Annotated in this window: 29 protein-coding genes; 19 read left to right on the forward strand and 10 right to left on the reverse strand. The window is 43.1% G+C overall.

Annotation, left to right across the window (positions count from 1 at the left end; translation table 11 throughout):
* Nucleotides 1–9: 9 nt before the first annotated feature.
* Nucleotides 10–1,626 carry an ABC1 kinase family protein gene (locus tag ACXAFV_RS21865; RefSeq protein WP_475129605.1) on the reverse strand — a complete coding sequence of 539 codons (1,617 nt, stop codon included), beginning with the start codon at nt 1,624–1,626 and terminating at the stop codon, nt 10–12.
* Nucleotides 1,627–1,791: 165 nt separating this feature from the next.
* Here ACXAFV_RS21865 and ACXAFV_RS21870 point away from each other — a divergent pair, with 165 nt between their 5' ends.
* The 3 genes from ACXAFV_RS21870 to ACXAFV_RS21880 all read left to right on the forward strand — a co-directional run bounded on the left by ACXAFV_RS21870 (nt 1,792) and on the right by ACXAFV_RS21880 (nt 3,752).
* Entirely contained in the window at nt 1,792–2,166 is a 375-nt protein-coding gene (locus tag ACXAFV_RS21870) for a hypothetical protein (protein ID WP_475129606.1), read from the forward strand.
* Nucleotides 2,120–2,965, forward strand: coding sequence for a nucleotidyltransferase domain-containing protein (locus ACXAFV_RS21875; RefSeq protein WP_475129608.1), 846 nt, complete (start codon nt 2,120–2,122; stop codon nt 2,963–2,965). Before ACXAFV_RS21870 ends, ACXAFV_RS21875 begins: the two co-directional genes overlap by 47 nt.
* Nucleotides 2,966–3,251: 286 nt before the next feature.
* Entirely contained in the window at nt 3,252–3,752 is a 501-nt protein-coding gene (locus ACXAFV_RS21880) for a DoxX family protein (protein WP_475129610.1), read from the forward strand.
* Between the two features lie 109 nt (nt 3,753–3,861).
* Here the strand turns inward: ACXAFV_RS21880 and ACXAFV_RS21885 are convergent, their stop codons facing one another.
* The 3 genes from ACXAFV_RS21885 to ACXAFV_RS21895 form a co-directional block, all read right to left on the reverse strand.
* Complete coding sequence (locus tag ACXAFV_RS21885; RefSeq protein ID WP_475129612.1) at nt 3,862–4,050, reverse strand: YfhD family protein; 189 nt, start codon at nt 4,048–4,050, stop codon at nt 3,862–3,864.
* 116 nt (nt 4,051–4,166) lie between these two features.
* Nucleotides 4,167–4,355, reverse strand: coding sequence for a YfhE family protein (locus tag ACXAFV_RS21890; protein ID WP_475129614.1), 189 nt, complete (start codon nt 4,353–4,355; stop codon nt 4,167–4,169).
* A 2-nt stretch (nt 4,356–4,357) separates the two neighbouring features.
* Nucleotides 4,358–5,269, reverse strand: coding sequence for a TIGR01777 family oxidoreductase (locus tag ACXAFV_RS21895; protein WP_475129616.1), 912 nt, complete (start codon nt 5,267–5,269; stop codon nt 4,358–4,360).
* Between the two features lie 90 nt (nt 5,270–5,359).
* Between ACXAFV_RS21895 and recX the strand changes: the two genes are divergently transcribed.
* The gene (recX, locus tag ACXAFV_RS21900) at nt 5,360–6,163 is read left to right on the forward strand and encodes a recombination regulator RecX (protein WP_475129618.1); all 804 of its coding nucleotides are present in this window, start codon (nt 5,360–5,362) and stop codon (nt 6,161–6,163) included.
* A 38-nt stretch (nt 6,164–6,201) separates the two neighbouring features.
* Nucleotides 6,202–6,615, forward strand: coding sequence for a hypothetical protein (locus tag ACXAFV_RS21905; protein WP_475129619.1), 414 nt, complete (start codon nt 6,202–6,204; stop codon nt 6,613–6,615).
* 458 nt (nt 6,616–7,073) lie between these two features.
* On the opposite strand, the gene ACXAFV_RS21910 is transcribed toward ACXAFV_RS21905, so the two are convergent.
* Nucleotides 7,074–7,745: an SDR family NAD(P)-dependent oxidoreductase gene (locus ACXAFV_RS21910; protein ID WP_475129620.1), complete on the reverse strand. Its 672-nt coding sequence runs from the start codon at nt 7,743–7,745 to the stop codon at nt 7,074–7,076.
* Between the two features lie 136 nt (nt 7,746–7,881).
* Between ACXAFV_RS21910 and ACXAFV_RS21915 the strand changes: the two genes are divergently transcribed.
* A complete protein-coding gene (locus ACXAFV_RS21915; RefSeq protein WP_475129621.1) occupies nt 7,882–8,211 on the forward strand; it encodes a YfhH family protein in 330 nt (109 codons plus the stop codon).
* 54 nt (nt 8,212–8,265) lie between these two features.
* Here the strand turns inward: ACXAFV_RS21915 and ACXAFV_RS21920 are convergent, their stop codons facing one another.
* On the reverse strand, nt 8,266–8,424 hold the full coding sequence (locus tag ACXAFV_RS21920) for a YpzG family protein (protein ID WP_475129622.1): 159 nt from the start codon (nt 8,422–8,424) through the stop codon (nt 8,266–8,268).
* Nucleotides 8,425–8,451: 27 nt separating this feature from the next.
* Nucleotides 8,452–8,616, reverse strand: coding sequence for a small, acid-soluble spore protein K (locus ACXAFV_RS21925; RefSeq protein WP_032086301.1), 165 nt, complete (start codon nt 8,614–8,616; stop codon nt 8,452–8,454).
* Between the two features lie 132 nt (nt 8,617–8,748).
* On the opposite strand from ACXAFV_RS21925, the gene ACXAFV_RS21930 reads away from it, so the two are divergent.
* On the forward strand, nt 8,749–9,033 hold the full coding sequence (locus ACXAFV_RS21930) for a YfhJ family protein (protein WP_475129625.1): 285 nt from the start codon (nt 8,749–8,751) through the stop codon (nt 9,031–9,033).
* Between the two features lie 50 nt (nt 9,034–9,083).
* Here ACXAFV_RS21930 and ACXAFV_RS21935 read toward each other — a convergent pair whose 3' ends face one another.
* Entirely contained in the window at nt 9,084–10,070 is a 987-nt protein-coding gene (locus tag ACXAFV_RS21935; protein ID WP_475129627.1) for a metal-dependent hydrolase, read from the reverse strand.
* 75 nt (nt 10,071–10,145) lie between these two features.
* Here ACXAFV_RS21935 and ACXAFV_RS21940 point away from each other — a divergent pair, with 75 nt between their 5' ends.
* On the forward strand, nt 10,146–10,454 hold the full coding sequence (locus tag ACXAFV_RS21940) for a hypothetical protein (RefSeq protein ID WP_475129629.1): 309 nt from the start codon (nt 10,146–10,148) through the stop codon (nt 10,452–10,454).
* Between the two features lie 53 nt (nt 10,455–10,507).
* Nucleotides 10,508–11,611, forward strand: coding sequence for an A/G-specific adenine glycosylase (mutY, locus tag ACXAFV_RS21945; protein ID WP_475129631.1), 1,104 nt, complete (start codon nt 10,508–10,510; stop codon nt 11,609–11,611).
* Nucleotides 11,612–11,679: 68 nt separating this feature from the next.
* Here the strand turns inward: mutY and ACXAFV_RS21950 are convergent, their stop codons facing one another.
* Nucleotides 11,680–11,904, reverse strand: coding sequence for a hypothetical protein (locus ACXAFV_RS21950; RefSeq protein ID WP_475129634.1), 225 nt, complete (start codon nt 11,902–11,904; stop codon nt 11,680–11,682).
* 117 nt (nt 11,905–12,021) lie between these two features.
* On the opposite strand from ACXAFV_RS21950, the gene fabL reads away from it, so the two are divergent.
* The 10 genes from fabL (at nt 12,022) to nikC (ending at nt 22,674) form a co-directional block, all read left to right on the forward strand.
* Nucleotides 12,022–12,765 (forward strand): enoyl-[acyl-carrier-protein] reductase FabL, encoded by a 744-nt coding sequence (gene fabL, locus ACXAFV_RS21955; protein WP_071620250.1) that lies wholly within the window; start codon nt 12,022–12,024, stop codon nt 12,763–12,765.
* 87 nt (nt 12,766–12,852) lie between these two features.
* Nucleotides 12,853–13,041 carry a gamma-type small acid-soluble spore protein gene (locus tag ACXAFV_RS21960; protein WP_475129636.1) on the forward strand — a complete coding sequence of 63 codons (189 nt, stop codon included), beginning with the start codon at nt 12,853–12,855 and terminating at the stop codon, nt 13,039–13,041.
* Nucleotides 13,042–13,270: 229 nt separating this feature from the next.
* Nucleotides 13,271–13,531, forward strand: coding sequence for a YgaB family protein (locus ACXAFV_RS21965; RefSeq protein WP_475129637.1), 261 nt, complete (start codon nt 13,271–13,273; stop codon nt 13,529–13,531).
* Between the two features lie 452 nt (nt 13,532–13,983).
* Nucleotides 13,984–14,514, forward strand: a complete 531-nt coding sequence (gene ntdP, locus ACXAFV_RS21970) for a nucleoside tri-diphosphate phosphatase (RefSeq protein WP_446245811.1) — start codon at nt 13,984–13,986, stop codon at nt 14,512–14,514.
* Between the two features lie 203 nt (nt 14,515–14,717).
* Entirely contained in the window at nt 14,718–16,466 is a 1,749-nt protein-coding gene (locus tag ACXAFV_RS21975) for an ABC transporter ATP-binding protein (RefSeq protein WP_475129639.1), read from the forward strand.
* 340 nt (nt 16,467–16,806) lie between these two features.
* On the forward strand, nt 16,807–17,823 hold the full coding sequence (locus tag ACXAFV_RS21980; RefSeq protein WP_475129641.1) for an ABC transporter ATP-binding protein: 1,017 nt from the start codon (nt 16,807–16,809) through the stop codon (nt 17,821–17,823).
* Nucleotides 17,798–18,763, forward strand: coding sequence for an ABC transporter ATP-binding protein (locus ACXAFV_RS21985; RefSeq protein ID WP_475129643.1), 966 nt, complete (start codon nt 17,798–17,800; stop codon nt 18,761–18,763). Before ACXAFV_RS21980 ends, ACXAFV_RS21985 begins: the two co-directional genes overlap by 26 nt.
* 74 nt (nt 18,764–18,837) lie before the next feature.
* The gene (locus ACXAFV_RS21990; protein ID WP_475129663.1) at nt 18,838–20,430 is read left to right on the forward strand and encodes an ABC transporter substrate-binding protein; all 1,593 of its coding nucleotides are present in this window, start codon (nt 18,838–18,840) and stop codon (nt 20,428–20,430) included.
* A gap of 314 nt (nt 20,431–20,744) precedes the next feature.
* Complete coding sequence (locus tag ACXAFV_RS21995) at nt 20,745–21,749, forward strand: ABC transporter permease (RefSeq protein WP_475129646.1); 1,005 nt, start codon at nt 20,745–20,747, stop codon at nt 21,747–21,749.
* Between the two features lie 28 nt (nt 21,750–21,777).
* Nucleotides 21,778–22,674 (forward strand): nickel transporter permease, encoded by an 897-nt coding sequence (gene nikC, locus ACXAFV_RS22000; RefSeq protein ID WP_475129647.1) that lies wholly within the window; start codon nt 21,778–21,780, stop codon nt 22,672–22,674.
* Nucleotides 22,675–22,718: 44 nt separating this feature from the next.
* Here nikC and ACXAFV_RS22005 read toward each other — a convergent pair whose 3' ends face one another.
* Entirely contained in the window at nt 22,719–23,801 is a 1,083-nt protein-coding gene (locus ACXAFV_RS22005) for an FUSC family protein (RefSeq protein ID WP_475129649.1), read from the reverse strand.
* Nucleotides 23,802–23,917: the final 116 nt, after the last annotated feature.

Below are 23,917 nucleotides of genomic sequence, written 5' to 3' on the forward strand. Positions count from 1 at the left end.
TTTTTTATATCATGATCGATTTTTCACTTTAATTAACCACTTTTTCTGTTTCAATCCGGTAATGAAATAACCTGATATCCCTACCAGTGATAAGGCAGTGCTCCCTTGCCAAAGGACTTCGTTATGATGATGATATCCAAAGAAAAATCCGATTGTTCCGATGATGAAAAGTGTAAATGCATGTTTCTTTTGATTTTCATAAAGCCTGAATTGGAACAATTGATTCTGATGGTCATCTTTCTGCTGAATCAAACGCTCGGGAATGTCCATAAGCTGGCGGACTTTCTGAACACCTTGAAATAAAGGCTGAGCCGTTATCCATTTAAGCAGGAGCTCCCATTTACTTAGATTGGTGCTCTTTACCCAATCCAGGAATGCAGGTTTCATGACGTCGAGTGTTTCTTTTTCAGGGCATAACGTATAGACAAGCCCCTCGATCGTGGCAAATGACCGACCTAGAAAAATAAAGCGGGTCGGAACCTGGATTGGCAAAGAATTCATCATTTCAGTCATTTCTTTTTTCACAGCAATCAGATCCATTTGTTTGAATTGCTCCATATCAATGGCCACTAGTTCCTCCAGCAGCCTCTCGATACCTTTAAGGCTCGCTTCCGGTAACAAGAAGCCCAATTGTGCGAGAGCTCCCGCTGCTTTCTGATAATCTTTTAACAGGATGCCTTCCAGTAATTGTTGAAAATACACAGAATCACGTTTGGAAATTTCACCGACCATCCCGAAGTCCAATAAGACGAAAGTTCCATCAGGCTGAATCAGGATGTTTCCTGCATGCGGGTCTGCATGGAAGGTCCCGGCTTCCAGCCATTGCGGCAGGAACAAGCGGAATAATCGCTGGCCGAGTTTCTCGCCTTCCAATCCAAAACGGGCAATCTCAGGAATATCGTTAAGACGGGCACCCTCCACCCATTCCATGACCAACACTTTATCTGTACATAATTCCGGATAAACTCCTGGTATTTTTACACCTGAATGGTCTTTGAATCTTTCTTTGAACGCGACCGCCGTCTTCATTTCTTTATAAAAATCAAGCTCCTGCTCGATGACCTGTTTCAATTCCTGATACAACATCTTAAAATTGATAAATCCTTTTGGAATCGGGGCAAAATGCCTCACAAACCAGAGGATGATTGCAAGCGATATGAAATCGGTTTTCACCAGATCAGGTATTTCCGGACGCTGAACCTTAACTGCCACGGCTGTTCCATCCATCAGTTGTGCCTTATACACTTCGCCAATTGATGCAGAGGCAACCGCTTCACGGTCACAGGATTTCAGGTTAGACATGACCGCCGACTTCCACTCAGATTCCAGCACCATCTCTATCTCTTCCCAAGGAGATGGGGGAACATGGTCGACCAGATCTTTAATCTGTTCAACAAAACTTTTCGGAAGCAAGTCTTCACGAATACTCATCAGCTGCCCAACCTTGATCAGGACACCATTCAATTCAAATAACGTTTGCTTGAATTCCTGGCCGATTTTTTCCCACAGCCGCTCCTTATCTGCTTCCGTCTTCCTTCTCAGCTCATACCAATACATCCTGATGACGATTGAGACAGCTAAAGAAACGATCTTCCACATCCGCCAAAGCTTTTTATTCGATTTCATAAAGTTCAACCCCCGTCAGGCAGTTTCTATCGATTAAATACCCATCTTCATTTCAAGTTTACTATATTTATTCTAGATTATCTGAAAATCCTGTAGTAGGAAAGGGAATATGTGGTAATATTTATTCAATATCTGTAGGCGATAAGAGATGAAGGGGTGAATGCGATGTTTATTAAAGTATATGAATATCATATCAAGCCGGACAAAGAACAAGAGTATTTAAGAATCCAGAAAAAAGCGGCAGACATTTACAGCCGTCATATAGACTCTAGCTCTCTCCACCTTAAAAGTAAGGACGACCCTTCAAAATGGATGGAAATTACACGATATAGAAATGAAGAAGAATACAATAGAAGCATAGAGTTGATCAATCAATATGATGAAATCCAACGTTTATTCGAAGAGTTTCAATCCCTTCTACTATCTGAAAAGTGTGAGATCAGGGAGGAGGATTTTACTGTGGTAAAAGAGAGGAACACTTTTAATAGAAAGGGTGACAGACTTGGAATTCGAAACGAAACACCAAGAAAGAGATGCTAACTTGATCACTGAACGGGAGAAAATAAAGAATGCCATTAAAAAAGATTTGATTCAGGACGAAAATGTGCTGGCTGTTTTCTATGGCGGATCTATGGCAAAAGGGAATCACGACCGCTATTCCGATTTGGACCTGAGAATCGTCGTAAAAGATGAAGTCTATGAAACGTATCGAAAGCAAAAGAAAGAACGGGCGAAGTGCTGGGGAGACGTCTTATATTTCGAAGACTTCCCTTGGGCGAAACATACAGTAGCCCACTACAAAAGTTTTGTGAAGGTGGATGCTTTTTACTACAAGAAAGAAGACCTCAAACCTTCTCATTACATGAGGGAAGAGGCACATATCGCATATGATCCATACGATATAGTCGAAGAAGTCAAAGAACAATCACAACATTTCCATTATGAAGTAAGCATCGGTGAATTCGAGGTATGGAGGAGTAAGTTCTTTGCTCATCTGCATGAAGTGTATAGAAGGTCGAAAAGGGGAGAACTATACTATGCTCTCCATTCATTGAATATGATGAGATGGAGCGTTGCTGCGGGCTGGGATATGGTGAATGACAGGCAGCCCAATGCCCCGGGTGAGTGGTCAAAATATGAAGGGGAGCGTTCTCAGTTCAATCAGAGGGAGCAGGAACTTTTGGCAGGCTGGGACGCTGGGCGTGATCCTGAAATGATTTTTGATGTGATGAAGCAGATTGTACCCGAATTCAATCGGATTCATAGCCGGCTGTGTGAAAAGATCGGTGAAGATGAACGGACGGAGTGGGTGAATGAGATTGTGGGGCTGGTGTTGTAGCTGGCCACATATAAGTGAGGTTTCAACTGGAAAAATATATTCAGAAGAGTCTGGGTGTTTCAGTTTTGTCCCAGACTCTTTGTCCAAGATCCCTTCATACTTTTGACAGCTTTATGAACTATGCCATTGTCTATTGCATAAACAGGGGGTGAGGAGTATATTATAAGTGTAAGGTAAATGTGAAACATTTCACAAACTAAACTTTAGCAATCAGCTGATAAACACATTATTTTTTTACTTGCATATGTGAAATATTTCACAATATATAACAAGGAGATGAACCATCATGAAATGGTGGCAAAATGAAAAAGTTAGCGTGATTTGGACAGTATTTAGAATTTGGCTGGGCATTAAATGGTTTGAGGCAGGCTGGCATAAGGTGAACGATGGTTTTGATGCAAGCGGCTTTTTACAAGGGGCAATTGCCAAAGCAACAGGGGAACATCCGGCTGTCCAGGGCTGGTACGCAGCATTTCTGAAAGAGTTCGCCGTACCGAATGTGGAGTTGTTCAACTTCCTGATTCCTTGGGGAGAAGTGCTGGTGGGACTCGGTTTGATTACAGGATTGATGACAATACCAGCTTTACTTGCCGGGGCATTCATGAACTTGAACTTCCTGATGGCGGGTACAGTAAGCACTAATCCAATCCTTCTTACAGTGGCAATCCTTCTCCTCTTCACAGGTAAAGGGGCTTACCACTGGGGTGCAGATCATTGGGTGATGCCTTATTTGAAGCAGAACCTTCTCCAGAAAAAAGATCATCATAAAAAAGCAATCGTCGTTTGAAAGAATACCTACCTGCAGATGATTATGAAAATGTAAAGCCACCCGGTCTTAAAACCCGGGTGGCTCCTTTTGAATTCCTCAGGTCCATTCTTTAACCATGAGGGGACTGCTATTGGTTTCTCTTTACACGTGCACGCTGGTTCGCAGCATTTGCGCGAGCCTGTGCTTCCATATCAGCCTGGTCGGCAAGTTCCCTGGAGAACTCTTCGTCTACACCGTCTGACTTTAATGCAGCCGGTGTCTGTGGCAAGCTGTTCAGGTTTTTATCGTGTTTTTTATGTCCTCGTGATCTGCCCAATACGAACATCCCCTTTTATCATTAGGTTAAAAAACAAAGGTTCAAGACTCACTGTGATGTGAGCTTGTACCTTTATTGTTTATCAAAAGGGGAACTTTTAGTTAGGTAATATTTGCTTACGTATGCCGTTTAGGGCTGAATCCGGCAGCACGGTCGGCTCTTTTAAATTCTCTTGAATAGGTAACCTCTTGCATACTAGAAAGCTTTGATCTGTCTTTGTCTTTTTTGCGCTTATTATCCATACTGTGTACTTCCCTTCTTTTCAAAGATTTACTATTATTTTTCCCTTTAAAAGAAGGGGACATACCTATTTTGAATGATAAATATTCACCAATGCGCTTTCAAGTTCAGTATATTCAAATTGAAATCCATTTTCTGAAAGGACGCTCGGCAGCACTTTCTGACCTTCTAACACGAGCTGGCTCATCTCCCCCATGGCGATTTTTAAAGCAAATGGAGGTACCGGCATCCAATGGGGCCTTCCTAATACACTGCTCAGGATGATCCCGAATTCTTTCATCCTGAGAGGTGTAGGGGCTGTGACGTTCACAGGTCCAGAGATCGCTTCATTTTCTGCCGAGAACCTTATAGCCCTTGCAACATCGTGAATATGAACCCAGGACATCCACTGATTTCCGGGTAAAACGGTTCCGCCTACAAACAGTTTATAGGGGAGGGCAATTCGTGGAAGAGCTCCTTCTTCTTTTCCGAGAATGATGCCAAATCGTGTAAAGACTACCCGAAAGCCGGCAGTTTCAGCTTTTGCTGCTTCTTTTTCCCATATTTGAACGGTTTCACCGAGGAAATCATGTGCTTTTTCCGTGGAAGCTTCCGTATACGTATTTTCAGTTGAAGAAGGATAAAATCCAATCGCACTCGCATTGATTAAACATGACGGTGAGTGTGACAGATTTTTCATGATATTGATGATTTCCTGTGTCGATGATATGCGGCTGTTTATAATCCGCTTCTTTCGTTCGTCTGTCCATCTGCCGCTGTTAATGGATTCACCTGCAAGATTGATAAAAACATCCGTTCCTTCAAGTTCATCTAGTGGATTAGCGTCTTCTGTTAACCATTTCACGTAAGTTACTTCAGAGCGATCTTCATATTTATCAGGGCTCCTTGTCAGGATCACGACGTCATGATGGTGAGCCAGCAGCTCCTCAGTCACGGCCTGACCGACAAATCCTGTTCCTCCAGTAATGGCAATCTTCATGGTCATCCCTCCAGTTATAGTTATTATTTTACCTATTTGCAGAATAAAAAACATAATCCGATGTGTTACATTAGTTAAGAGGTGGAAAATATGGGTGTCATAACGAAAATTACGAAACAAGTGAAAAATGATGAACGGTACAATTTATTTATAGACGGCAAATACGCATTCAGCGTTGATGAAGTTGTGCTCGCCAAATTCGGGCTGAGAAAAGGACTTGAAGTGGACGAGCTTGAAATTTCAGAGATGCAATATGAAGACGATGTAAAAAAAGCTTTAAACAAGGCGATTCACTTTTTGTCATACAGAATGAGGACAGAAAAAGAAATCCGGGATCATCTAAAGGACGATGAATTAGAAGAAGGCATCATCGGGGAAGTCATTCATAAACTAAAGGATATGAAGTATATTGACGATTTAGAATTTGCAAAGGCCTTTACTGGAACCCAGATCAATACTTCTGACAAAGGGCCAAGCTGGATACGAGGGGAATTGTACAGAAAAGGTGTCGATGATCCTTATATAGAAGAGGCACTCGAGGCTTTTACTTTTGACATGCAGGTCGACAAGGCGGCTGCGATTTCCGAGAAACTTATGAAGAAGTATCGGAAAGACTCCTTTATGATCGCAAAGCAGAAAATCGAACAAAATTTGCAGCGTAAAGGATATGCAGGTCCGGTCATGAAAATTGTATGGGAAACGATTGACACGGAACGTGATACGGATGAACAGTGGGATGCCCTTTATCATCAGGGGAAGAAAGCGCATAGAAGGCTGTCGTCTAAATTCGAGGGCTTTGAATATGAACAGAAAATGAAACAGACCTTGTATAGGAAAGGGTTTCCGGTAGATAAGATTGAGCGGCTTCTTGAAGTATTGAAGGAAGAGGATTGAATGATGGGGATTTTTAAGAAAGAAGGGGGACACAAGGGGTGGAAGTTGCTGCAGTATTGTATACAGGTTTTATGCTGGCACTTTTAATCGGGACAGAACGAAGATTTAAGCTGATAGCAGGGGGAGTCATTCTAGCCTCGGCTCTGATATTCCTTATCGGTGAGATCATGATCAAGTTCCGGACCGATTTTTATTCATTGGGAACGGTGGAATGGAGAAACCAAGGCTATGCAGAAGCACTGGGGGAATGGGTGGTCCCTTTCGTCCTGATTGGCCTTATACTGTTTTTGATTCTTGTGAACATCCGCTGCATTATGCAGTATAAGAAGCGGATTGGCAGTGCCAGATGGATCTGGATCGCGCTGATGATCCTGATTGATTTATTGGCTCTTGTTACGGTGCCATTTATAATTTTTATTGTTGCTTTTATGTTTTTTCCGTTTGCTCCATAATTTCGTATTTAAAAAGAGGCTGGAACAAAACTAAAAAACCACACATTAAGACGAACAATTTATGTGTAGGCTATTAATACCGCTAATGATTTCCGTGCAAGACTTCGCTTTCCGCGGGTAGCCCGTGAGCCTCCTCGGCTCTTCGCCTGCGGGAAGAAAAGCGGAAGGGCTTTGTTCAGAGGCGGGTGGCATAAGACGAATCGGCCTGGAAGGCGTTCTTTGCCTTTTTGGTCGGTTTGGCTTATGGCATGTGCCTCTAAGCCCTGTAGCTGGACACGTCTCACATAAGCTACTCTTCCCGCAGGAGTCTTTGTCTTGCACTCCAATCAACCGCTGGAAAGCATTAATTCTAAATGTCTATTTGATCAAATAAAAAACCCGAACTAATTTGTCTCATATCACTCAAATTAGTTTGGGTTTTACTTAAACTAAATCACTTTTGTCCCAGCCTCTTTTTGTCATTTTTGTGATTCTATGACGATTTCATCATGAGATTTATATTGTTCCACAATGATTTCCGCCACTTCTTTAGGGGAACGCAAACGTGAGCGATCGCTGATATGATCGGTTTCATCCCAGAAGGGTGTATTCATGCCGCCCATATAAGCGTTGACGACCCTGAGACCAGAACCCTCATATTCCTTCTGCAGACTCTCACCGAACCCTCTCAATGCGAACTTGCTTGCCACATACAATGATTCATTCTTTTTCCCTCTTAGGCCTGCAGTGGAGATGATGTTGATCATAGTGGTATTACCCTTTTCCAATTGCGGCAGAAGGGCTTTTGTTAAGCGGACAGGACCGAGGACATTGGTTTCAAACATTGCCTCAAGTTCTTCATCCTTCGCTTCCGTTAAAGGCCCAAAGTAGCCCACTCCAGCATTATGTATCAATAATTCAATATCATTTTGAAGCAGTTCGGTGGAGCAGACTTGTTCGATATCGATTCTTGCTCGCACATCAAGGACTGCATACGAGATTTCGCCGCCTGCTTGTTTTATTTCATTTGCAGCTTCTTCCAGATTTTCTTTTGTACGCCCTAACAAAACGATATGATACTCTTTTGAAAGCAGCTTGCCCAGTTCTTTCCCTAAACCTGTGCCTCCGCCTGTAATGATTGCTTTTTTCATGATGAAACATCCTTTCTGATCTTAAGTAGTCGGTTTTGACAATTTCCTGCGCAGCAGCAGGACGAAATATAGCATATCCACTTTCCTTATTGTATCATTTTAACTATACTTATCATTAAGTAGAGGTGATGAGAACATGGAACAGCAAGAAAGAAGATACAGTGAAATGTCGCAGCATGAATTACAACAGGAAATTGCAAACCTGAAGGAAAAAGCAAGAAAAGCTGAACAGCTGGGAATCGTTAATGAATTCGCTGTGCTCGAACGCAAAGCATTGATGGCTCAAGCGTACCTGATGAATCCTGATGATTATGAACCTGGCGGTATTTACGCCATTGAAGGAGATCCAGGTGTATTCTTTAAAATAGACTATCTAAACGGGGTATTCGCATGGGGTTACCGCCTTGGCGGCGATGGAAAGGAAGAAGCACTGCCGATCTCCCTTCTCAAATCTGACAAAAAATAAAACCAAGGTCCGTCCCCTGCCGCTTAAAGCGGTGAGTGACGGACCTTGACAGCTTTAAGAACGCTTGCGGGTTTCAGCTTCCAGAATGATCATATTCTGGGTTTGTGTGGTTTGTCCATTTGCCTGGGAATGAGCATGTTTTGGGTTGTAGAATGCTTTAGTAAATGGACTGCTGTACTTATTTTGGTAGAAATTATTTTTCATGTTTGCCATCGTGACTACCCCCTAAAATAACTTTCGTTAAATCGAGTCTTGTTTTCTTTTTCCTGAAGACGCCATACGTTCTTGAGGATGGGTATTGATGGTGCCATTTGCCCTTTTAGATGCATATTCAGCTTTCGCTCTTGGTTCTCCTTCGAATTTATTATTGTTCATATTAGGGAACCCGGTTGTTTTATTACGCATAATCTGCCTCCTAAAAGGTTTTATTTCATACCGTGAAAAAGCAAAGGCTGCCACTAAGCTTAACCACGTACTAATAGTATGGATGGAAAGCTGTACTTTATCATAAAAACAAATGGAAAAGGAGGAGACAAAATGGAGTCGACATTCCATGAGCTTACAGAATTATTATTGGAAAAGAATAGTGAACTTTCATATGAGAGGGCAAGAACCTGGGTCGAGCTTGTGTGGGAGGATTTTGAAACCACATATGCCAAAGCAGGCTATGAATACCAGGGGAAAGAAATGACGGAACGAGTGGTGCGCCAATGGATCACGAACTATGGTTCCCGCATCCATGAGTTCGCCGCACGAAATCCTAAATACAAGCACCTGCTCGAGAGTGAAGACAGCAAAGAAGACGATGGTTTAGTGCACTAAAGAAGTGAGGGACGGGCCTTTAGTATGCTAAAGGCCCGTCCCTCGGTGCGTTAATCGATTAATATGTCGATATCGACTTTTTTACGCAGTTTTTCTTCGCTGAATACCCACCCGGTATAAGAGCTTACAATACTAAGGTCCTTGTCGAGCTGGACGAGTGCGACGAATGGATAATGACCGTTATTTCGGTAACGGAGATCGATGAAGCGAACCTCGAAATGGTCGTCGTATTCGTCCACTTCCCAGCGGTAAACAGGAGAGAAGGAGAGAAACGCCGATAGGTTCTTATCTACTTTGGCAGCTTCAATGACTGGCAGGTCCGGTACGGGAATTCGATTAAATTCGTCAAATATCGTAATAGAACGTCTATATGCCCTGGCGACATAATATTTGTCCTTCGTCACCACTGCAAGCCTCCATTGGAAAAAGCGCATAGTAGGGGATACGATGATCTTTTCGGCTTCCGGTATCCTTCTCTGTACAGCGTTCTTAACGGCTTTTTGTACCTGGAACCGGAGAACATAATAGGCGAAAATTATAATGTACATCACAAGGAACGTCTCTCCCGGCGGGAAGCCAAATCCCCATAAAATCAAACCGATGACATGGATGATAAAAATTGGAAGATCAAACGTGTTTATCACACCCAAAGCGACCCATTTCGACGAAAGCGGCCTCAATGCCTGGGTGCCGTATGCGTTAAATATGTCGACAAATACATGCAGGAAAACAGCTGTAAATGTCCAAATCCATAAGTGAAGCAGATTCGCTTCAGGAAAAAATGGATAGATGCATGCGACTATGAGCAGCGGCCACAGCAGGACAGCCGGGATGCTGTGAGTGATTCCCCGGTGGTGACGTATATATACTGCATTATTTCGCAGTTTCAACACAGTATCAATGTCAGGGATCTGAGAACCGATGACTGCACCTATGAGGACACTTGTAGAAGTAGCACTGCTTTCAGCGACTGCGGGATCAAGAGTGGCTAGACCTCCCAGTGCAAACCCCATAACGATATGAGTACCTGTATCCAAAAAAAGTCCTCCCTTGACTGAATTCGTTTGTTTTCGTTGCACTTCATGATATGGTTAAAAGGAGCTTATTTCAAAATGAAAACTTCATTACACATTTATCTTGAATATGAAATCAAGCAAAGTCTCCACCATCAGTACAGGCAGATCATGAAAAACATCATACATTCATTGCCCGAATACGACGCAATGAATATCCGCTGGGAAAAATCCGAGGCGGATTCCAATCGGTACATCGAAACATTCGTCGTCCCGACAGAGGCCCATTACTATGCCCTTAAACGTTTGCGAACGTCGCGTCGTCATTTACTATTTGGTTTATTGGATGATTGTATCTGTGGCGGATTAAAAGAAATGAAATGCATCGGGCTCAAAAAAAGTTCATAATACATTATTTATTCCCTAATCATCGCAACATCTAACATCTTTGGAGGTACAAATTGAAAGAAGAACCGTTAAAACATTTAGAGACCATTGACCGTGAGGAATTTCAGAAAGATTTAATCTCCTGGTTTTCAAGGGAGCAGCGTGACCTGCCGTGGAGAAAGGATAGTGATCCCTACAAAGTTTGGGTATCAGAAATCATGCTTCAGCAGACCAGAGTAGATACTGTCATTCCTTATTTTAACCGATTCCTTGAAAAATTTCCTGCAATAGAAATTCTCGCCCTTGCAGACGAGGAGGAAGTATTGAAAGCATGGGAAGGTCTCGGGTATTATTCGCGGGTCAGAAATCTGCAATCGGCAGTGAAGGAAGTCCACGAAAAGTATGGGGGAATCGTCCCTGATACGCCTAAAGAAATTTCTTCCCTAAAAGGTGTCGGACCCTATACTGCTGGAGCCATCCTCAGTATTGCCTATGGAAAACCGGAGCCTGCTGTAGACGGAAACGTCATGAGGGTGTTTTCAAGGATACTCTCCATCTGGCTTGATATAGCAAAGCCTTCGTCACGAAAAGTGTTTGAGGAAGCCGTCAGGGCTCTTATTTCAAAAGAAAATCCTTCTTATTTCAATCAGGCTCTAATGGAACTTGGTGCATTGATATGTACGCCGACCTCACCGTCCTGTCTGTTATGCCCGGTACGTGAACATTGTCAGGCTTTTAATGAAGGAGTGCAGGCTGAACTTCCAATCAAATCAAAAAAGAAGGCGGCACGCAAGTTGAATATGTCCGCAGCCGTACTTTTTACAGAGGATAACCGGGTCGTGATCCATAAACGCCCGAGCACCGGCTTGCTGGCGAATCTGTGGGAGTTCCCCAATTTTGAAGTGACAACAACGAGAAGCGGGCGGAAGCAGCTCGGTGAACGATTGGAAGCAGACTACGGTGTGGATGCTTCCTTAAAAGCTGGAGTCATCACAAAAATTCAGCATATATTCTCTCATATTGTCTGGGATATAGAAGTATATGCCGGAAGTGTGGAAAGCACCGCATTAAAAGATACTGAATTGATTGCCGTAACAGAAGAAGAATTAGAAAAATATGCATTTCCGGTTTCCCACCAGAAGATCTGGAAAGAAACAGGACATGTCATACAGAACTGAAAAATATAGAGGCCCGTGGCTGAAGACATGTTAAAACGTCATCAGCCCGGGCCTTGAAAGGCTTCATATCAATCGTATACCGTTTTCGTCCCATGTGTATAATCAGCTTCCCTGCGGTTCAATCCGCCCCTGTTTTCAATCTCTTCAACGATTTCACGATGAATGGATTGTCCTTCTGCGTTTAAATAGGGTACTATTTGTTGTAGTGAATGATGAAAGTAGGCTAACTCGCTCTTTTTCCATTCACTTTTAGGGAGCATGGACAGCTCCGTCATATCTCGACCTACATACATACGATCAGACCTCCAGTTATATCGAATATCCTCATTAGTTTTCAGTAAATGGAGGCTGATTATGCTTTGAAAAAGAATTGCTTGTTATGGAAAATAAATTTGAAAGGATGAACAAGAATGAGTGAAAAAGTAGCATTAGTAACAGGAAGCAGCAGGGGACTTGGAAGAGAAATCGCCATTCAATTGGCACAGCAGGGATACGATATCGTCGTGAACTATGCCCGCAGCAAAAAAGGTGCGCTCGAAACAGCTGAAGAAGTTGAAAAATTAGGACAGAAAGCATTTGTAGTCCGTGCCAATGTAGGTGATGTTGATAAAATCAAAGCGATGTTCGAACAGATCAAAGAAGAATTCGGACGTCTTGATGTGCTTGTGAGCAATGCAGCTTCTGGAGTACTCAGACCTGTAATGGAGCTTGAAGAGTCACATTGGGACTGGACGATGAACATCAACTCTAAAGCGTTGCTGTTCTGTGCACAGGAAGCCGCGAAACTGATGGACAAAGGAGGAAAGATTGTCAGCATCAGCTCGCTCGGTTCGATTCGTTACCTTGATAACTACACAACGGTGGGTGTTTCAAAAGCAGCGGTAGAAGCACTGACGCGTTATTTGGCAGTGGAGCTTGCTCCAAAGAATATCATCGTAAATGCTGTTTCCGGAGGAGCGATCGATACGGATGCACTTAAACATTTCCCGAATCGTGAAGAGCTTTTGGAAGATGCACGTAAAAATACTCCGGCAGGTCGCATGGTGGAAATCGAAGATCTTGTGAAGTCAGTTTTGTTCCTTGTTTCTGACGATTCGTCGATGATCAGAGGTCAAACGATCATCGTGGACGGCGGGCGTTCACTGCTCGTTTAATGCCAGTTTTATGGATTGTTTTTCCATAATTTTTTTGGATAGTCTCCTGCGCACCAGGTTATCTTAATTAGCGTGGAGGTGATTACAATGGCAAAACAACCAAACAAGACTCAAGCTGGTACTAGCGTTCAACACGTTAAACAACAAAACGCACAAGCAGGAGCTCAGCAACAATACGGTACTGAGTTCGCTTCTGAAACAAATGCTCAAGAAGTGCGTAAACAAAACCAACAATCTCAAGCTAAAAAATCTCAAAACCCTGGTCAACAACAATAATCGCTGAAGAACAGACCAAAGCACCCGCTTTCAAAGCGGGTGCTTTTCTGCGTTAAAGTATCGAGGGACGGGCCTTTAGCCTGCTAAAGGCCCGTCCCTCGATGCTTTAAAGAGATACAGAGGAGTTGGTCGACAAAAGTGGTGGGATTGTGACAGATGTTGTCAAAGGGTTTGGGAAGTGGAAGGAGAATGTTCTAAGAGAGCTTGTTTAGAAGGGATGGTAGGTTTGATGCAGCAAAGGTTTAATCAATTGGTATCCGAACAGTTGGCGACAATGGATAAGCTGTTGTTTCTTCAGGCAGAGATTGAGCGCTGCCAGAAGCTTGAAAAGGAACTTATAGAATTGCAGGAAATGACCAAGGTCCAATCATTAAAAAGTGAAATCATCCAAAAGAAAAGAGAGCTAAAAGAAATCCAGCGTATCTTTCAGGAACAAACAGATGATGTGATTCGTTCTTATCAGGAAGAATATAATGAAGTTCCGTCATAGTCATAATTTTAATCTGAAAAATTTTAAGAAGGTTATGGAAACTGAATAGTGGTTGGCGACTATCCAGCAATTGATTGGAGTGCAAGACGAAGACTCCTATGAGAAAAGCGGAAGGGCTTTGCTCAGAGGCGGTTTGGCTTATGACATGTGCCTCTGAGCCCAGCAGCTAGACAGTTAACTATCTTGACTAGGGAGGCTCACCAACCGTCCGCGGAAAGCGAAGTCTTGCAAGAAAATAAACTGCGTTGTTTAATAGGATTTGCTTAATTGCTGCTTGAACTCTCACCCAATTAAAACACCTCAACAAAAATAATAAATAGAAAAAAGGGCCATCTTTAAAGACGAATTTCTTTAAAGACAGCCCTTTTGTTTTAAATTTACGAGGGAAACGTTATAATAATAGAATAAACACTTATATATACATGGAATTTGTTAGGAAAGAAGGGGATACAATGGCTGTTCCCACTGAAGGGCGATCTGTACAAATACATAGTTATAAGCATGATGGAAATATCCACAGGATATGGAATGAGACGACTGTTTTAAAAGGGACAAGTAATGTTATCATCGGTGGAAACGACCGGACACTTGTAACGGAATCAGACGGAAGAACATGGATGACACGCGAACCCGCCATCTGTTATTTTCATTCTGAACTATGGTTTAACATTATTTGTATGATCCGTGAGGACGGGATTTATTATTATTGTAATTTGAGTTCACCATTCGTATACGATCATGAAGCAATCAAGTACATTGATTATGACTTGGATATTAAAGTGTTTCCTGATATGACGTATACCTTGCTTGATGAGGATGAATATGAGGCTCATCGGAAATTGTACGGTTACCCTGATGTGATCGATCACATCCTGAAGAGAAATGTAGACAAGCTTGTACGATGGATTCGACAAAGGAAAGGTCCTTTTGCACCTGACTTTATTGATATCTGGTATGAACGCTACTTGACACATAGGGGGTAACCAACCTGGACAATTGTATAGTTTACGAAGGGCTGACCCAGTAAGGAGCCTCCTTTTCTCTCCCTGCAACAGGCATATGGAGAAAAGGAACACCGTGTTCCTGTTGGGTCATCCCTTTTTAATGGAGGCTGTTTTCGCTCTGCTTTTAAGGGGCGTGAAAAATGTATAAATCTACAGGCTCTTACTTGGAAAGGAGTAATAACTTGGATAGTATCAAACGTTACCTGCAATTTGTTAAGCCTTATCGCTGGCAGATTATAGGTACCCTCTTCATAGGAATCATTAAGTTTGCGATTCCCCTGCTGATTCCGATTCTGATTAAATACGTCATCGACGATATCGTGGGGAATGGAAGCTTAACAACACCAGAAAAAACAAGTAATTTACTTACGATTATGGGCGTCATGCTTGTGCTGTTTCTTATCATCAGGCCGCCGGTTGAGTATTACAGGCAATATTTTGCCCAATGGACAGGAAATAAGATTCTTTTTGATTTAAGGGATACTCTTTTTTCCCACATTCAAAAGCTGAGTTTTAAATATTATTCCAATACCCGCGCAGGTGAAGTGATCTCAAGGGTGATCAATGATGTCGAGCAGACGAAGAACTTCGTCATCACGGGACTTATGAATCTATGGCTGGATGCAGCCACTATCATCATAGCACTTGCCATTATGTTCACGATGGATGTGACACTGACGCTGGTGTCCCTGATCGCTTTTCCTTTCTATGCCTTCTCGGTACGATATTTCTTCGGAAGGCTGCGCGGTTTGACAAGGGAGCGTTCTCAGGCGCTCGCAGAAGTTCAGAGTCATCTGCATGAGAGGGTGCAGGGAATGTCTGTCATCAAGAGTTTTGCGGTGGAGGACTATGAGCAGAAGCAATTTGAAGGACAGAACAGTAACTTCTTAACCAAAGCATTAAATCAAACAAGCTGGAACGCGAAAGCCTTTGCTGTAGTGAATACAATTACCGATATATCTCCATTGATCATCATCGGATACGCAGGTCTTCAGGTAATCCAAGAAGATCTGACTATCGGTACTATGGCGGCATTCATAGCTTATATTGACCGTTTATATAATCCACTGAGAAGGCTCGTAAACTCATCGACTACCTTGACACAATCGATCGCATCGATGGACCGGGTCTTTGAGTTCATGGACGAAAAGTATGATGTCGATGATGAGCCTGGTGCAGTTCCATGCCGCAATGTAAAAGGGGATATCCAGTTTAAGAATGTATCCTTTCAATATGATCCAAAGGAAGAAGAGGTACTGAGGAATCTCAATTTGGATATTCGGTCAGGGGAGACTGTTGCACTCGTCGGAATGAGCGGAGGAGGCAAATCCTCGCTTGTAAGCTTGATTCCACGCTTCTACGATGTGACCAAGGGAGAAATTCAATTAGACGGTACAGACATCAGAAGATTCGAGGTCAGATCTCTCCGGGATAAAATCGGGATGGTCCTTCAGGACAATATTCTATTCAGTGAATCTGTGAAAATGAATATTAAATTCGGAAACCCGGAAGCAAGTGATGAAGATGTCATAAAAGCTGCCAAAGCAGCAAATGCCCACGATTTCATCATGAAGCTGCCGGAGGGGTATGACACACGAGTGGGAGAAAGAGGAGTGAAGCTCTCCGGAGGACAGAAGCAAAGAGTGGCAATCGCCAGGGTATTTCTGAAGAACCCGCCTATCCTTATTCTGGATGAAGCTACCTCTGCCCTTGACCTGGAGAGTGAACATCTGATCCAGGAAGCATTGGAAGTGTTGGCTAAAGATCGCACCACCTTTATTGTCGCCCACCGTTTATCTACTATCACCCATGCAGACAGGATCATTCATATGGAGCATGGAGAAATCGCAGAGATGGGCACTCATCAGGAATTGATGGAAAGGCAGGGACATTATCACAAGCTTTTCCAGGTTCAGCAATTAGATCAATAGATAATTAGGCCCGTGCCTCACTGTTATTTTAAAGCAGTGAGGCACGGGCCTTTTCTTATGCAGGTAAAATAGTCGTGATTATGATACTTGAAACACTGATAATCTCCTATAAATTACAAGCTGGATTCTTTACTCTATTAAAAGATATAGGAGGAATGAAACGGGTTTTTGGACATATATTGAAATGGATTAGGCAACATAGACGAATAAATGATTTAAGAAGAAAATTCTGAAAATAGATTGCAACATTTGTAACATCTTGTATAATAGGAAACATATAAAAATTTAGAAAAGTACCACAATTAAGAAAAGAGAGAATTGTTTCAAGGGGAGGATTTGAATGAGTCAAGCACGTCCTTTACTAACTGTAGAAGATTTAAGGACCTCCTTTTTTACTGATGACGGAGAAGTTCCTGCAGTCGATGGCGTTAGTTTTCATGTGAATGAAGGCGAAATTCTGGGAGTTGTCGGGGAAAGCGGATGCGGTAAAAGTGTAACCTCGCTTTCGATCATGGGTCTCGTGCCCAGCCCTCCGGGGAAAATAACAGGAGGTAAGATCCTTTATAAGGATGAAGACCTGACAAAAGTTTCAGAAAAGCGAATGAGAGATATCCGGGGCAATGACATAGCTATGATCTTCCAGGAACCGATGACATCGTTAAACCCTGTTTTTACGATAGGAGATCAATTGACCGAAGCGATTCGCATACATACAAAAGCGACAAAGAAAGAAGCGAGGGACAAAGCAGTAGAAATTATGAGAATGGTGGGACTCCCTCGGGCAGATGAACTGATCAAGGAATATCCGCATCAGTTATCTGGTGGAATGAGACAAAGGGTCATGATCGCGATGGCAATGGTGTGCGACCCGCAGGTGCTTATTGCCGATGAACCTACCACGGCACTTGATGTAACCATCCAAGCCCAAATTTTAAAACTGATGAAAAAGTTAAACAAGGAATTGAATACAGCTGTTCTGCTCATCACTCACGACTTAGGAGTGGTCGCAGAAACATGCGAGAGAATCGTTGTGATGTATTCGGGAAAAGTGGTTGAGGAAGGCACAGTGGAGGAAATCTTCAAAAATCCACAGCATCCTTATACAAAAGGACTCATCCAGTCCGTACCCGATATGCGTGTGAAACAGCAGCGGCTTCACTCGATACAAGGGAATGTTCCTAAGCCGGGGTCAATCAAAAGAGGCTGCAGGTTTGCAGCCCGATGCGATTTTGCGTTTGACCGCTGTCTGGTTGAAACGCCGGCATTATATGAAACAACACCAGGACATTGCACAAGGTGCTTCCTGTTCGATGAAGCAGAGGAGGGAGTTTATGACGGAACCATTGCTAAAGGTTGAAAATCTTAAGAAACATTTTCCTATTACAGGAGGAATTCTTGGACGACCTGTCAGCTCAGTGAAGGCGGTGGATGGAGTCTCTTTTACAGTCAACAAAGGAGAGACCCTGGGGATTGTAGGAGAAAGCGGCTGCGGTAAATCCACTACCGGCAGGATGCTGATGAGGCTGATCGACCCATCCGAAGGGCGAGTGACTTTCGAAGACCGCGAGCTTACGAGTCTATCAAACTCAGAAATGAGAAAGATCCGCAGGGAGATCCAAATGGTCTTTCAGGATCCATACGCTTCATTGAATCCGAGGCATACAGTAGAAAAAATTTTGGAAGAGCCATTAAAAGTCCACGGAATGGGCTCGGCTAAAGAACGTAAAAAGAGAGTGCATGAGCTGCTGAACATAGTAGGATTGAGCAGTTATCACGCGAAACGCTATCCGCACCAATTCAGCGGCGGGCAAAGACAACGGATCGGAATTGCACGTGCACTCATGACAAAACCGAAACTGATCATCGCAGATGAACCAGTCTCTGCATTAGACGTATCCATCCAGTCACAGGTTTTAAATCTGATGCAGGATTTGCAAAAAGAGTTCGAACTCACCTATATTTTCATAGCTCATGATCTGGGTGTAGTTAGACATATAAGCGACAGAGTGGGCGTTATGTATTTAGGGAAAATGGCAGAGCTCAGTGATAGTGAGACTCTATATGAAAAGCCATTGCACCCTTATACTCAGGCTCTTCTCTCGGCGGTCCCGATCCCTGATCCGGACTTTAAGAGAGAAACTCAGCTGTTGCAGGGAGATATCCCGAGTCCTTCAAATCCGCCAAGCGGATGTACATTCCATACCCGCTGCCCTCACGCAACGGAAGTTTGTAAACAGAAGGTACCGGAATTCAAGGAACACCAACCAGGGCATTATGTAGCTTGCCATCTTTATTAGGCGGCAAGCCTCATAAGTATATAAACATTATTCAGGAGGGGATTTCATTGAGGAAGAAAGGCTGGTCAATTTTAATGCTGCTAATCTTAGTCCTTTCATCCGTATTATACGGATGCGGAGGCTCTGAAGGTTCTTCAGGCGAAGGCAGTGACAGTAAAGATAGCGGAGATCCTAAAGTATTGATCTTCGGACGTGGGGGAGACTCAGTTGCTCTTGACCCTGCGACCGTTACTGACGGTGAATCATTTAAGGTAACAAAGAACATTTTTGAAACATTAGTAGAATTCGGTGAGCAGGATACGGAAATAAATCCTGGACTTGCAGAAGAATGGAAGGTTTCAGATGATGGTTTAACGTATACATTCACTCTTCGTGAAGGAGTTAAATTCCAAGATGGTACAGACTTTAATGCTGATGCTGTTGTCAAAAACTTCGAGCGCTGGATGAATGGGAATGAAGAAGCATTCTACTACTACAAATCAATGTTTGGCGGATTTAAAGGTGATGAAGGCCACGTCATCAAAGAAGTGAAAGCTGTTGATGAAAAGACAGTAGAATTTATGTTAAAGCGCCCTCAAGCGCCATTCTTAAAGAATATCGCGATGAGTCCATTTGCGATTGTAAGTCCTAAAGCACTTGACGAGCTTGGCGACAAGCTTGGTGAAGCTCCAACAGATGCCGGAACGGGACCATTCAAGTTCAAAGAGTGGAAGCGTAACGACAAGATTGTCCTTGTGAAAAATGAGAACTACTGGCAAAAAGATTATCCGAAGCTTGATCAAGTCGTATTTAAATCCATCCCAGAAAACTCTGCACGTCTAAATGCATTGGTTTCAGGGGAAATCGATCTTGCTGATGGTGTAAACCCTAGTGATGCTGCACAAGTAGAAAGCAATGACCAACTGCAGTTATTCGAACGTCCATCCATGAACGTCGGGTACCTTGGTTTAACTTCTACTCGTAAACCTTTTGACGATCCTAAAGTACGTCAAGCGATCAACTACGCAATCAACAAGCAGGAGATTGTTGACGCATTCTTCGAAGGAAGAGCGGAAGTAGCGAAAAATCCAATGCCTCCGGTAATCGGCGGTTATAACGACGAAATCGAAGGCTATGAGTATAATCCAGAAAAAGCAAAAGAACTACTTGCTGAAGCTGGCCACAAAGATGGTTTCGAAATGGAACTATGGGCAATGCCTGTTCCTCGTCCATATATGCCGGACGGTCAAAAAGTGGCTGAAGCCATTCAAGCGGACCTTGCCGAAGTTGGCATTAAGGCGAAAATCGTATCTTACGAGTGGGCGACTTACCTGGAAAAAGCTCGTAAAGGTGAAGCTGACGCGTTCCTACTAGGATGGACTGGTGACAACGGTGACGCCGACAACTTCTTATATGTACTTCTTGATAAAGACAACATCGGAAGTAACAACTATACGTACTACAGCAATGATGAGCTTCATGAGAAACTAATCGCTGCTCAATCTGAAACTGATGAAGCAAAGCGTGAAGAGCTATACAAAGAAGCTCAAGAAATCATCCATGCGGATGCTCCATGGGTTCCATTGGCTCACTCCACACCATTATTGGCTGGAAGTGCAGCACTTAAGAACTTCAAGCCTCATCCAACAGGTTCTGACTTCCTAGGTGAAGTAGATATCGAACAATAATAAGTAACACAAAGGGGAGATGTCATTGATTTCTCCCCTTTGGTACATAGAAAAGCGGAGGCGGCTCGCTTAGAGGCGACAAGCATAAGACAGGGCAGCCATAAAGGCGCTCTTTGCCTTTTTGGATGGCATGCCTTATGTCTCGAGCCTCTAGCCGCCGGAGCTGGACAGTAGAAAAGCGGAGGCGGATCGCTCAGCCTCCTCAAAATAATAACCAGTGTGGATACACTATCAAACGTGTATCCACTCTTGTGAGTAAATGTTCAAGAACTAGCTTCTTAGATTAAGAATCTCCATTAAGAGGGGTGAACAAGATGTTTCAATACACCATTCGAAGATTACTTCAGTTAATACCTGTATTACTGGGTATGACCCTGATCGTATTTTTTATCATCCGGGCAATCCCGGGAGACCCGGCTCAGGTGATCTTAGGTCAGCAGGCGACGAAAGAAGCGATTGAGGCACTTCGGGCACAGTTGGGTCTGGACAACCCATGGTATGTACAATATTTCAGCTACCTTGGCGGCTTATTGACAGGTGATTTAGGTGAGTCATTGCGTACAAAAGTAGAAGTTTCTCAGGAAATATGGCCATATCTGGCAGCGACTTTTGAACTGGCAGTGGTTGCAATCATCATAGCTGTCGTCATAGGCGTAAATGCAGGGATCATCAGTGCATGGTTCCAGAACTCATGGTTTGACTACACGGCTATGATCCTGGCTTTGGTTGGGGTTTCACTTCCAATCTTCTGGTTAGGGTTAATGGAACAGTGGATTTTCGGAATTCAGCTTGACTGGCTGCCTACAACCGGCAGGGAGAATATTAGAAATCCGATTGATTCCATCACAAACCTTTATATTATTGATACGATCATTCAAGGACGCTTCGATCAGCTCGGGGAAGTATTAAAGCATTTGATTTTACCAGGGATAGCACTTGCTACGATTCCCATGGCGATCATTGCACGTATGACGCGATCCAGTATGCTTGAAGTCATGCGTTCGGACTACATTCGTACAGCCCGGGCAAAAGGATTGAAGATGTTCTGGGTGGTGTACAAGCATTCACTGAAGAATGCCATTATTCCAGTATTGACAGTCATAGGCTTGCAGATGGGACTGTTATTGGGGGGAGCCATTCTTACTGAAACGATTTTTGGATGGCCGGGAATAGGCCGTTATATTTATGAAGCGATCGGTTATCGTGATTATCCGGTAATCCAATCAGGGATTCTGGTAGTGGCTACAATCTTCGTAACGATTAACTTAATCGTAGATTTACTGTATGCTGCCGTCGATCCGCGTATTAAATATAACTAACATCAATAGAAGAAAGAGGTGAACTCTGATGGCAGAAATCGCAGAACCGCAAAAGGAATTAAATCCAGGATTACAAGAGGAAACGGTATCTCCCTGGAAGGAAGCATGGAAAAGCTTTGTTAAAAACAAAATCGCACTTGTCGGTTTTTGTATTGTATTATTTTTCGTTCTTCTAGCCATTTTGGCTCCGGTCATTGCCCCGCAGGGAATCAATGAACAGGATTTGTCAAAAAGGCTGCAGGCACCTTCTTCAGAGCACTGGCTGGGAACGGATGATTTCGGCCGTGATATCTTGTCCAGAATCATACATGGTGCGCGAATCTCCTTATGGGTTGGATTCTTTGCAGTAATCGGCTCGGCAGTTGCAGGGAGTCTTTTAGGAATCGTTGCCGGTTATTATGGAAGATGGGTGGATACAATCATTTCACGTATCTTTGATATTATGCTTGCATTCCCAAGTATCCTCCTTGCGATTGCAGTAGTGGCGGCTCTTGGGCCATCACTGAGAAATGCTTTGATTGCCATTGCGATCATCAACATTCCGAATTTCGGACGTCTCATTCGTTCGAGGGTGTTGAGTGTTAAGCAGGAAGAGTACGTTATGGCAGCAAAAGCCATCGGCATGAAGGACAGCCGAATTCTTTTCAGTCATGTTCTTCCTAACAGTATGGCACCTATCATCGTACAAGGTACACTTGCCATTGCAACAGCTATCATCGAAGCTGCAGCATTGGGTTTCCTCGGATTGGGTGCCCAGGCACCGACTCCTGAATGGGGGAAAATGCTAGCAGACGCACGTACCTTCATGCTGCAGGCTCCATGGACAATGGTCTTTCCTGGGCTCGCAATCATGCTGACGGTACTAGGTTTCAACCTTATGGGTGACGGGCTGCGTGATGCTCTCGATCCGAAGATGAAAAACTAAAAAAAAGATCGTCAAATCCAAATGGATTTGACGATCTTTTTTTATTATTCCTCTTCTTCGCCGATTTCCACTTCATTGTCATCCGTATGATAGGATTGAAAACTTGTAATCAGCTTCTCCAAATGCTCGAGATGTTCGTCATAAAGGAAGATGGCTGAGAAGATATGAAGCATATGGAAGTTTTGAACATTTTCGTTCTCACTGTTGTTTTGTATTTCAGCAAGCATCATTTTCAAAAGTTCTTTTCGGTGAAGGCATACATCCTGATAAGCCTCTGAGTCAGTCTGCGGATGCATTTTACCGATGAACTTTAATAATAATTGTTCATGGTAGGTCAGGAGACAGTCAAGCTGCCCCTTGAGAATATTTTTTAATTCATCCGGTAATTGAAGAATTTCATTTTCATAACGGTTTATCCGCTTCAGTATATCAAAGCTCCTGTTTGCCGATGAAATCATCTGTCTGTATATGACCAGTTTTCTACTTTTTGAGATGGAATTCTTTTTAAAATAATCCCTTTCTTCTTTATACAGCAGATAAAGCTGATCAACCTTGATCAATTTTTCTTTCATGCGTTCAAGATCTTTTTTCAGTAAATGGAATTCAGTGGCATGCCTCATGCTCAATCTGATCCATTTCAGGATCTCTTCGCTTGAATCCGAGATCCGGTGATACAGCTTTGTTTCATATTTTGGCGGGAGAAAGACCAGGTTGACTAGAAATGAGGAGAATACCCCAATCATAATCGTTGAAAAACGTATAAGTGCAAACTGGATAAATGCCTGATCAGTGACTTCCATGATGGCGATCATGGTCACCAATGCAAGACCGATCGTTTTTTCCAGTTTTAGTTTAAGTATGATGGCAATGGCGACAATGGCTGCCAATCCCACTACAAGTGGGTTGCTCCCGAATAAAAGAACGAATAATACAGCTGTCCCGGCTCCAATCAGGTTTGCCTGGATTTGTTCGATAATCGATAAATAAGAGCGGTAAATGGTCGGCTGCACAGCAAAAATCGCAGCAATCCCTGCGAAAACAGGAGATGGCAAGCCTAACAGTTGTGAAACAAGTAATGCAATGACAATCGCGATTCCCGTTTTAAGAATGCGGGCACCAAGTTTCATGAAAACAGGTCCTTTCTTGAGTGACTTTTGATAAACAATACTGTACTATACAGGCAATTTCAAGCAATATCAATAGGCAATTGCAAATAGTTTTATACTATTTTCTTACCTTTTTC

The organism is Rossellomorea sp. ABR4_012 (genome assembly GCF_056159545.1).

Bases quoted from the DNA above. Each gene is read 5' to 3' on its own strand.
- ACXAFV_RS21930 (WP_475129625.1), top strand. From the start codon at position 8,749: ATGGAGTCGACATTCCATGAGCTTACAGAATTATTATTGGAAAAGAAT.
- ntdP (WP_446245811.1), top strand. From the start codon at position 13,984: ATGGCTGTTCCCACTGAAGGGCGATCTGTACAAATACATAGTTATAAG.
- ACXAFV_RS21910 (WP_475129620.1), bottom strand. From the start codon at position 7,745: ATGAAAAAAGCAATCATTACAGGCGGAGGCACAGGTTTAGGGAAAGAA.
- fabL (WP_071620250.1), top strand. From the start codon at position 12,022: ATGAGTGAAAAAGTAGCATTAGTAACAGGAAGCAGCAGGGGACTTGGA.
- ACXAFV_RS21865 (WP_475129605.1), bottom strand. From the start codon at position 1,626: ATGAAATCGAATAAAAAGCTTTGGCGGATGTGGAAGATCGTTTCTTTA.
- ACXAFV_RS21920 (WP_475129622.1), bottom strand. From the start codon at position 8,424: ATGGCAAACATGAAAAATAATTTCTACCAAAATAAGTACAGCAGTCCA.
- ACXAFV_RS21995 (WP_475129646.1), top strand. From the start codon at position 20,745: ATGTTTCAATACACCATTCGAAGATTACTTCAGTTAATACCTGTATTA.
- ACXAFV_RS21925 (WP_032086301.1), bottom strand. From the start codon at position 8,616: ATGCGTAATAAAACAACCGGGTTCCCTAATATGAACAATAATAAATTC.
- ACXAFV_RS21940 (WP_475129629.1), top strand. From the start codon at position 10,146: ATGAAAACTTCATTACACATTTATCTTGAATATGAAATCAAGCAAAGT.
- ACXAFV_RS21895 (WP_475129616.1), bottom strand. From the start codon at position 5,269: ATGAAGATTGCCATTACTGGAGGAACAGGATTTGTCGGTCAGGCCGTG.
- recX (WP_475129618.1), top strand. From the start codon at position 5,360: ATGGGTGTCATAACGAAAATTACGAAACAAGTGAAAAATGATGAACGG.
- ACXAFV_RS21870 (WP_475129606.1), top strand. From the start codon at position 1,792: ATGTTTATTAAAGTATATGAATATCATATCAAGCCGGACAAAGAACAA.
- ACXAFV_RS22005 (WP_475129649.1), bottom strand. From the start codon at position 23,801: ATGAAACTTGGTGCCCGCATTCTTAAAACGGGAATCGCGATTGTCATT.
- ACXAFV_RS21880 (WP_475129610.1), top strand. From the start codon at position 3,252: ATGAAATGGTGGCAAAATGAAAAAGTTAGCGTGATTTGGACAGTATTT.
- ACXAFV_RS21965 (WP_475129637.1), top strand. From the start codon at position 13,271: ATGCAGCAAAGGTTTAATCAATTGGTATCCGAACAGTTGGCGACAATG.
- ACXAFV_RS21915 (WP_475129621.1), top strand. From the start codon at position 7,882: ATGGAACAGCAAGAAAGAAGATACAGTGAAATGTCGCAGCATGAATTA.
- ACXAFV_RS21990 (WP_475129663.1), top strand. From the start codon at position 18,838: ATGCTGCTAATCTTAGTCCTTTCATCCGTATTATACGGATGCGGAGGC.
- ACXAFV_RS21950 (WP_475129634.1), bottom strand. From the start codon at position 11,904: ATGTATGTAGGTCGAGATATGACGGAGCTGTCCATGCTCCCTAAAAGT.
- ACXAFV_RS21890 (WP_475129614.1), bottom strand. From the start codon at position 4,355: ATGTCCCCTTCTTTTAAAGGGAAAAATAATAGTAAATCTTTGAAAAGA.
- ACXAFV_RS21985 (WP_475129643.1), top strand. From the start codon at position 17,798: ATGACGGAACCATTGCTAAAGGTTGAAAATCTTAAGAAACATTTTCCT.
- ACXAFV_RS21960 (WP_475129636.1), top strand. From the start codon at position 12,853: ATGGCAAAACAACCAAACAAGACTCAAGCTGGTACTAGCGTTCAACAC.
- nikC (WP_475129647.1), top strand. From the start codon at position 21,778: ATGGCAGAAATCGCAGAACCGCAAAAGGAATTAAATCCAGGATTACAA.
- ACXAFV_RS21980 (WP_475129641.1), top strand. From the start codon at position 16,807: ATGAGTCAAGCACGTCCTTTACTAACTGTAGAAGATTTAAGGACCTCC.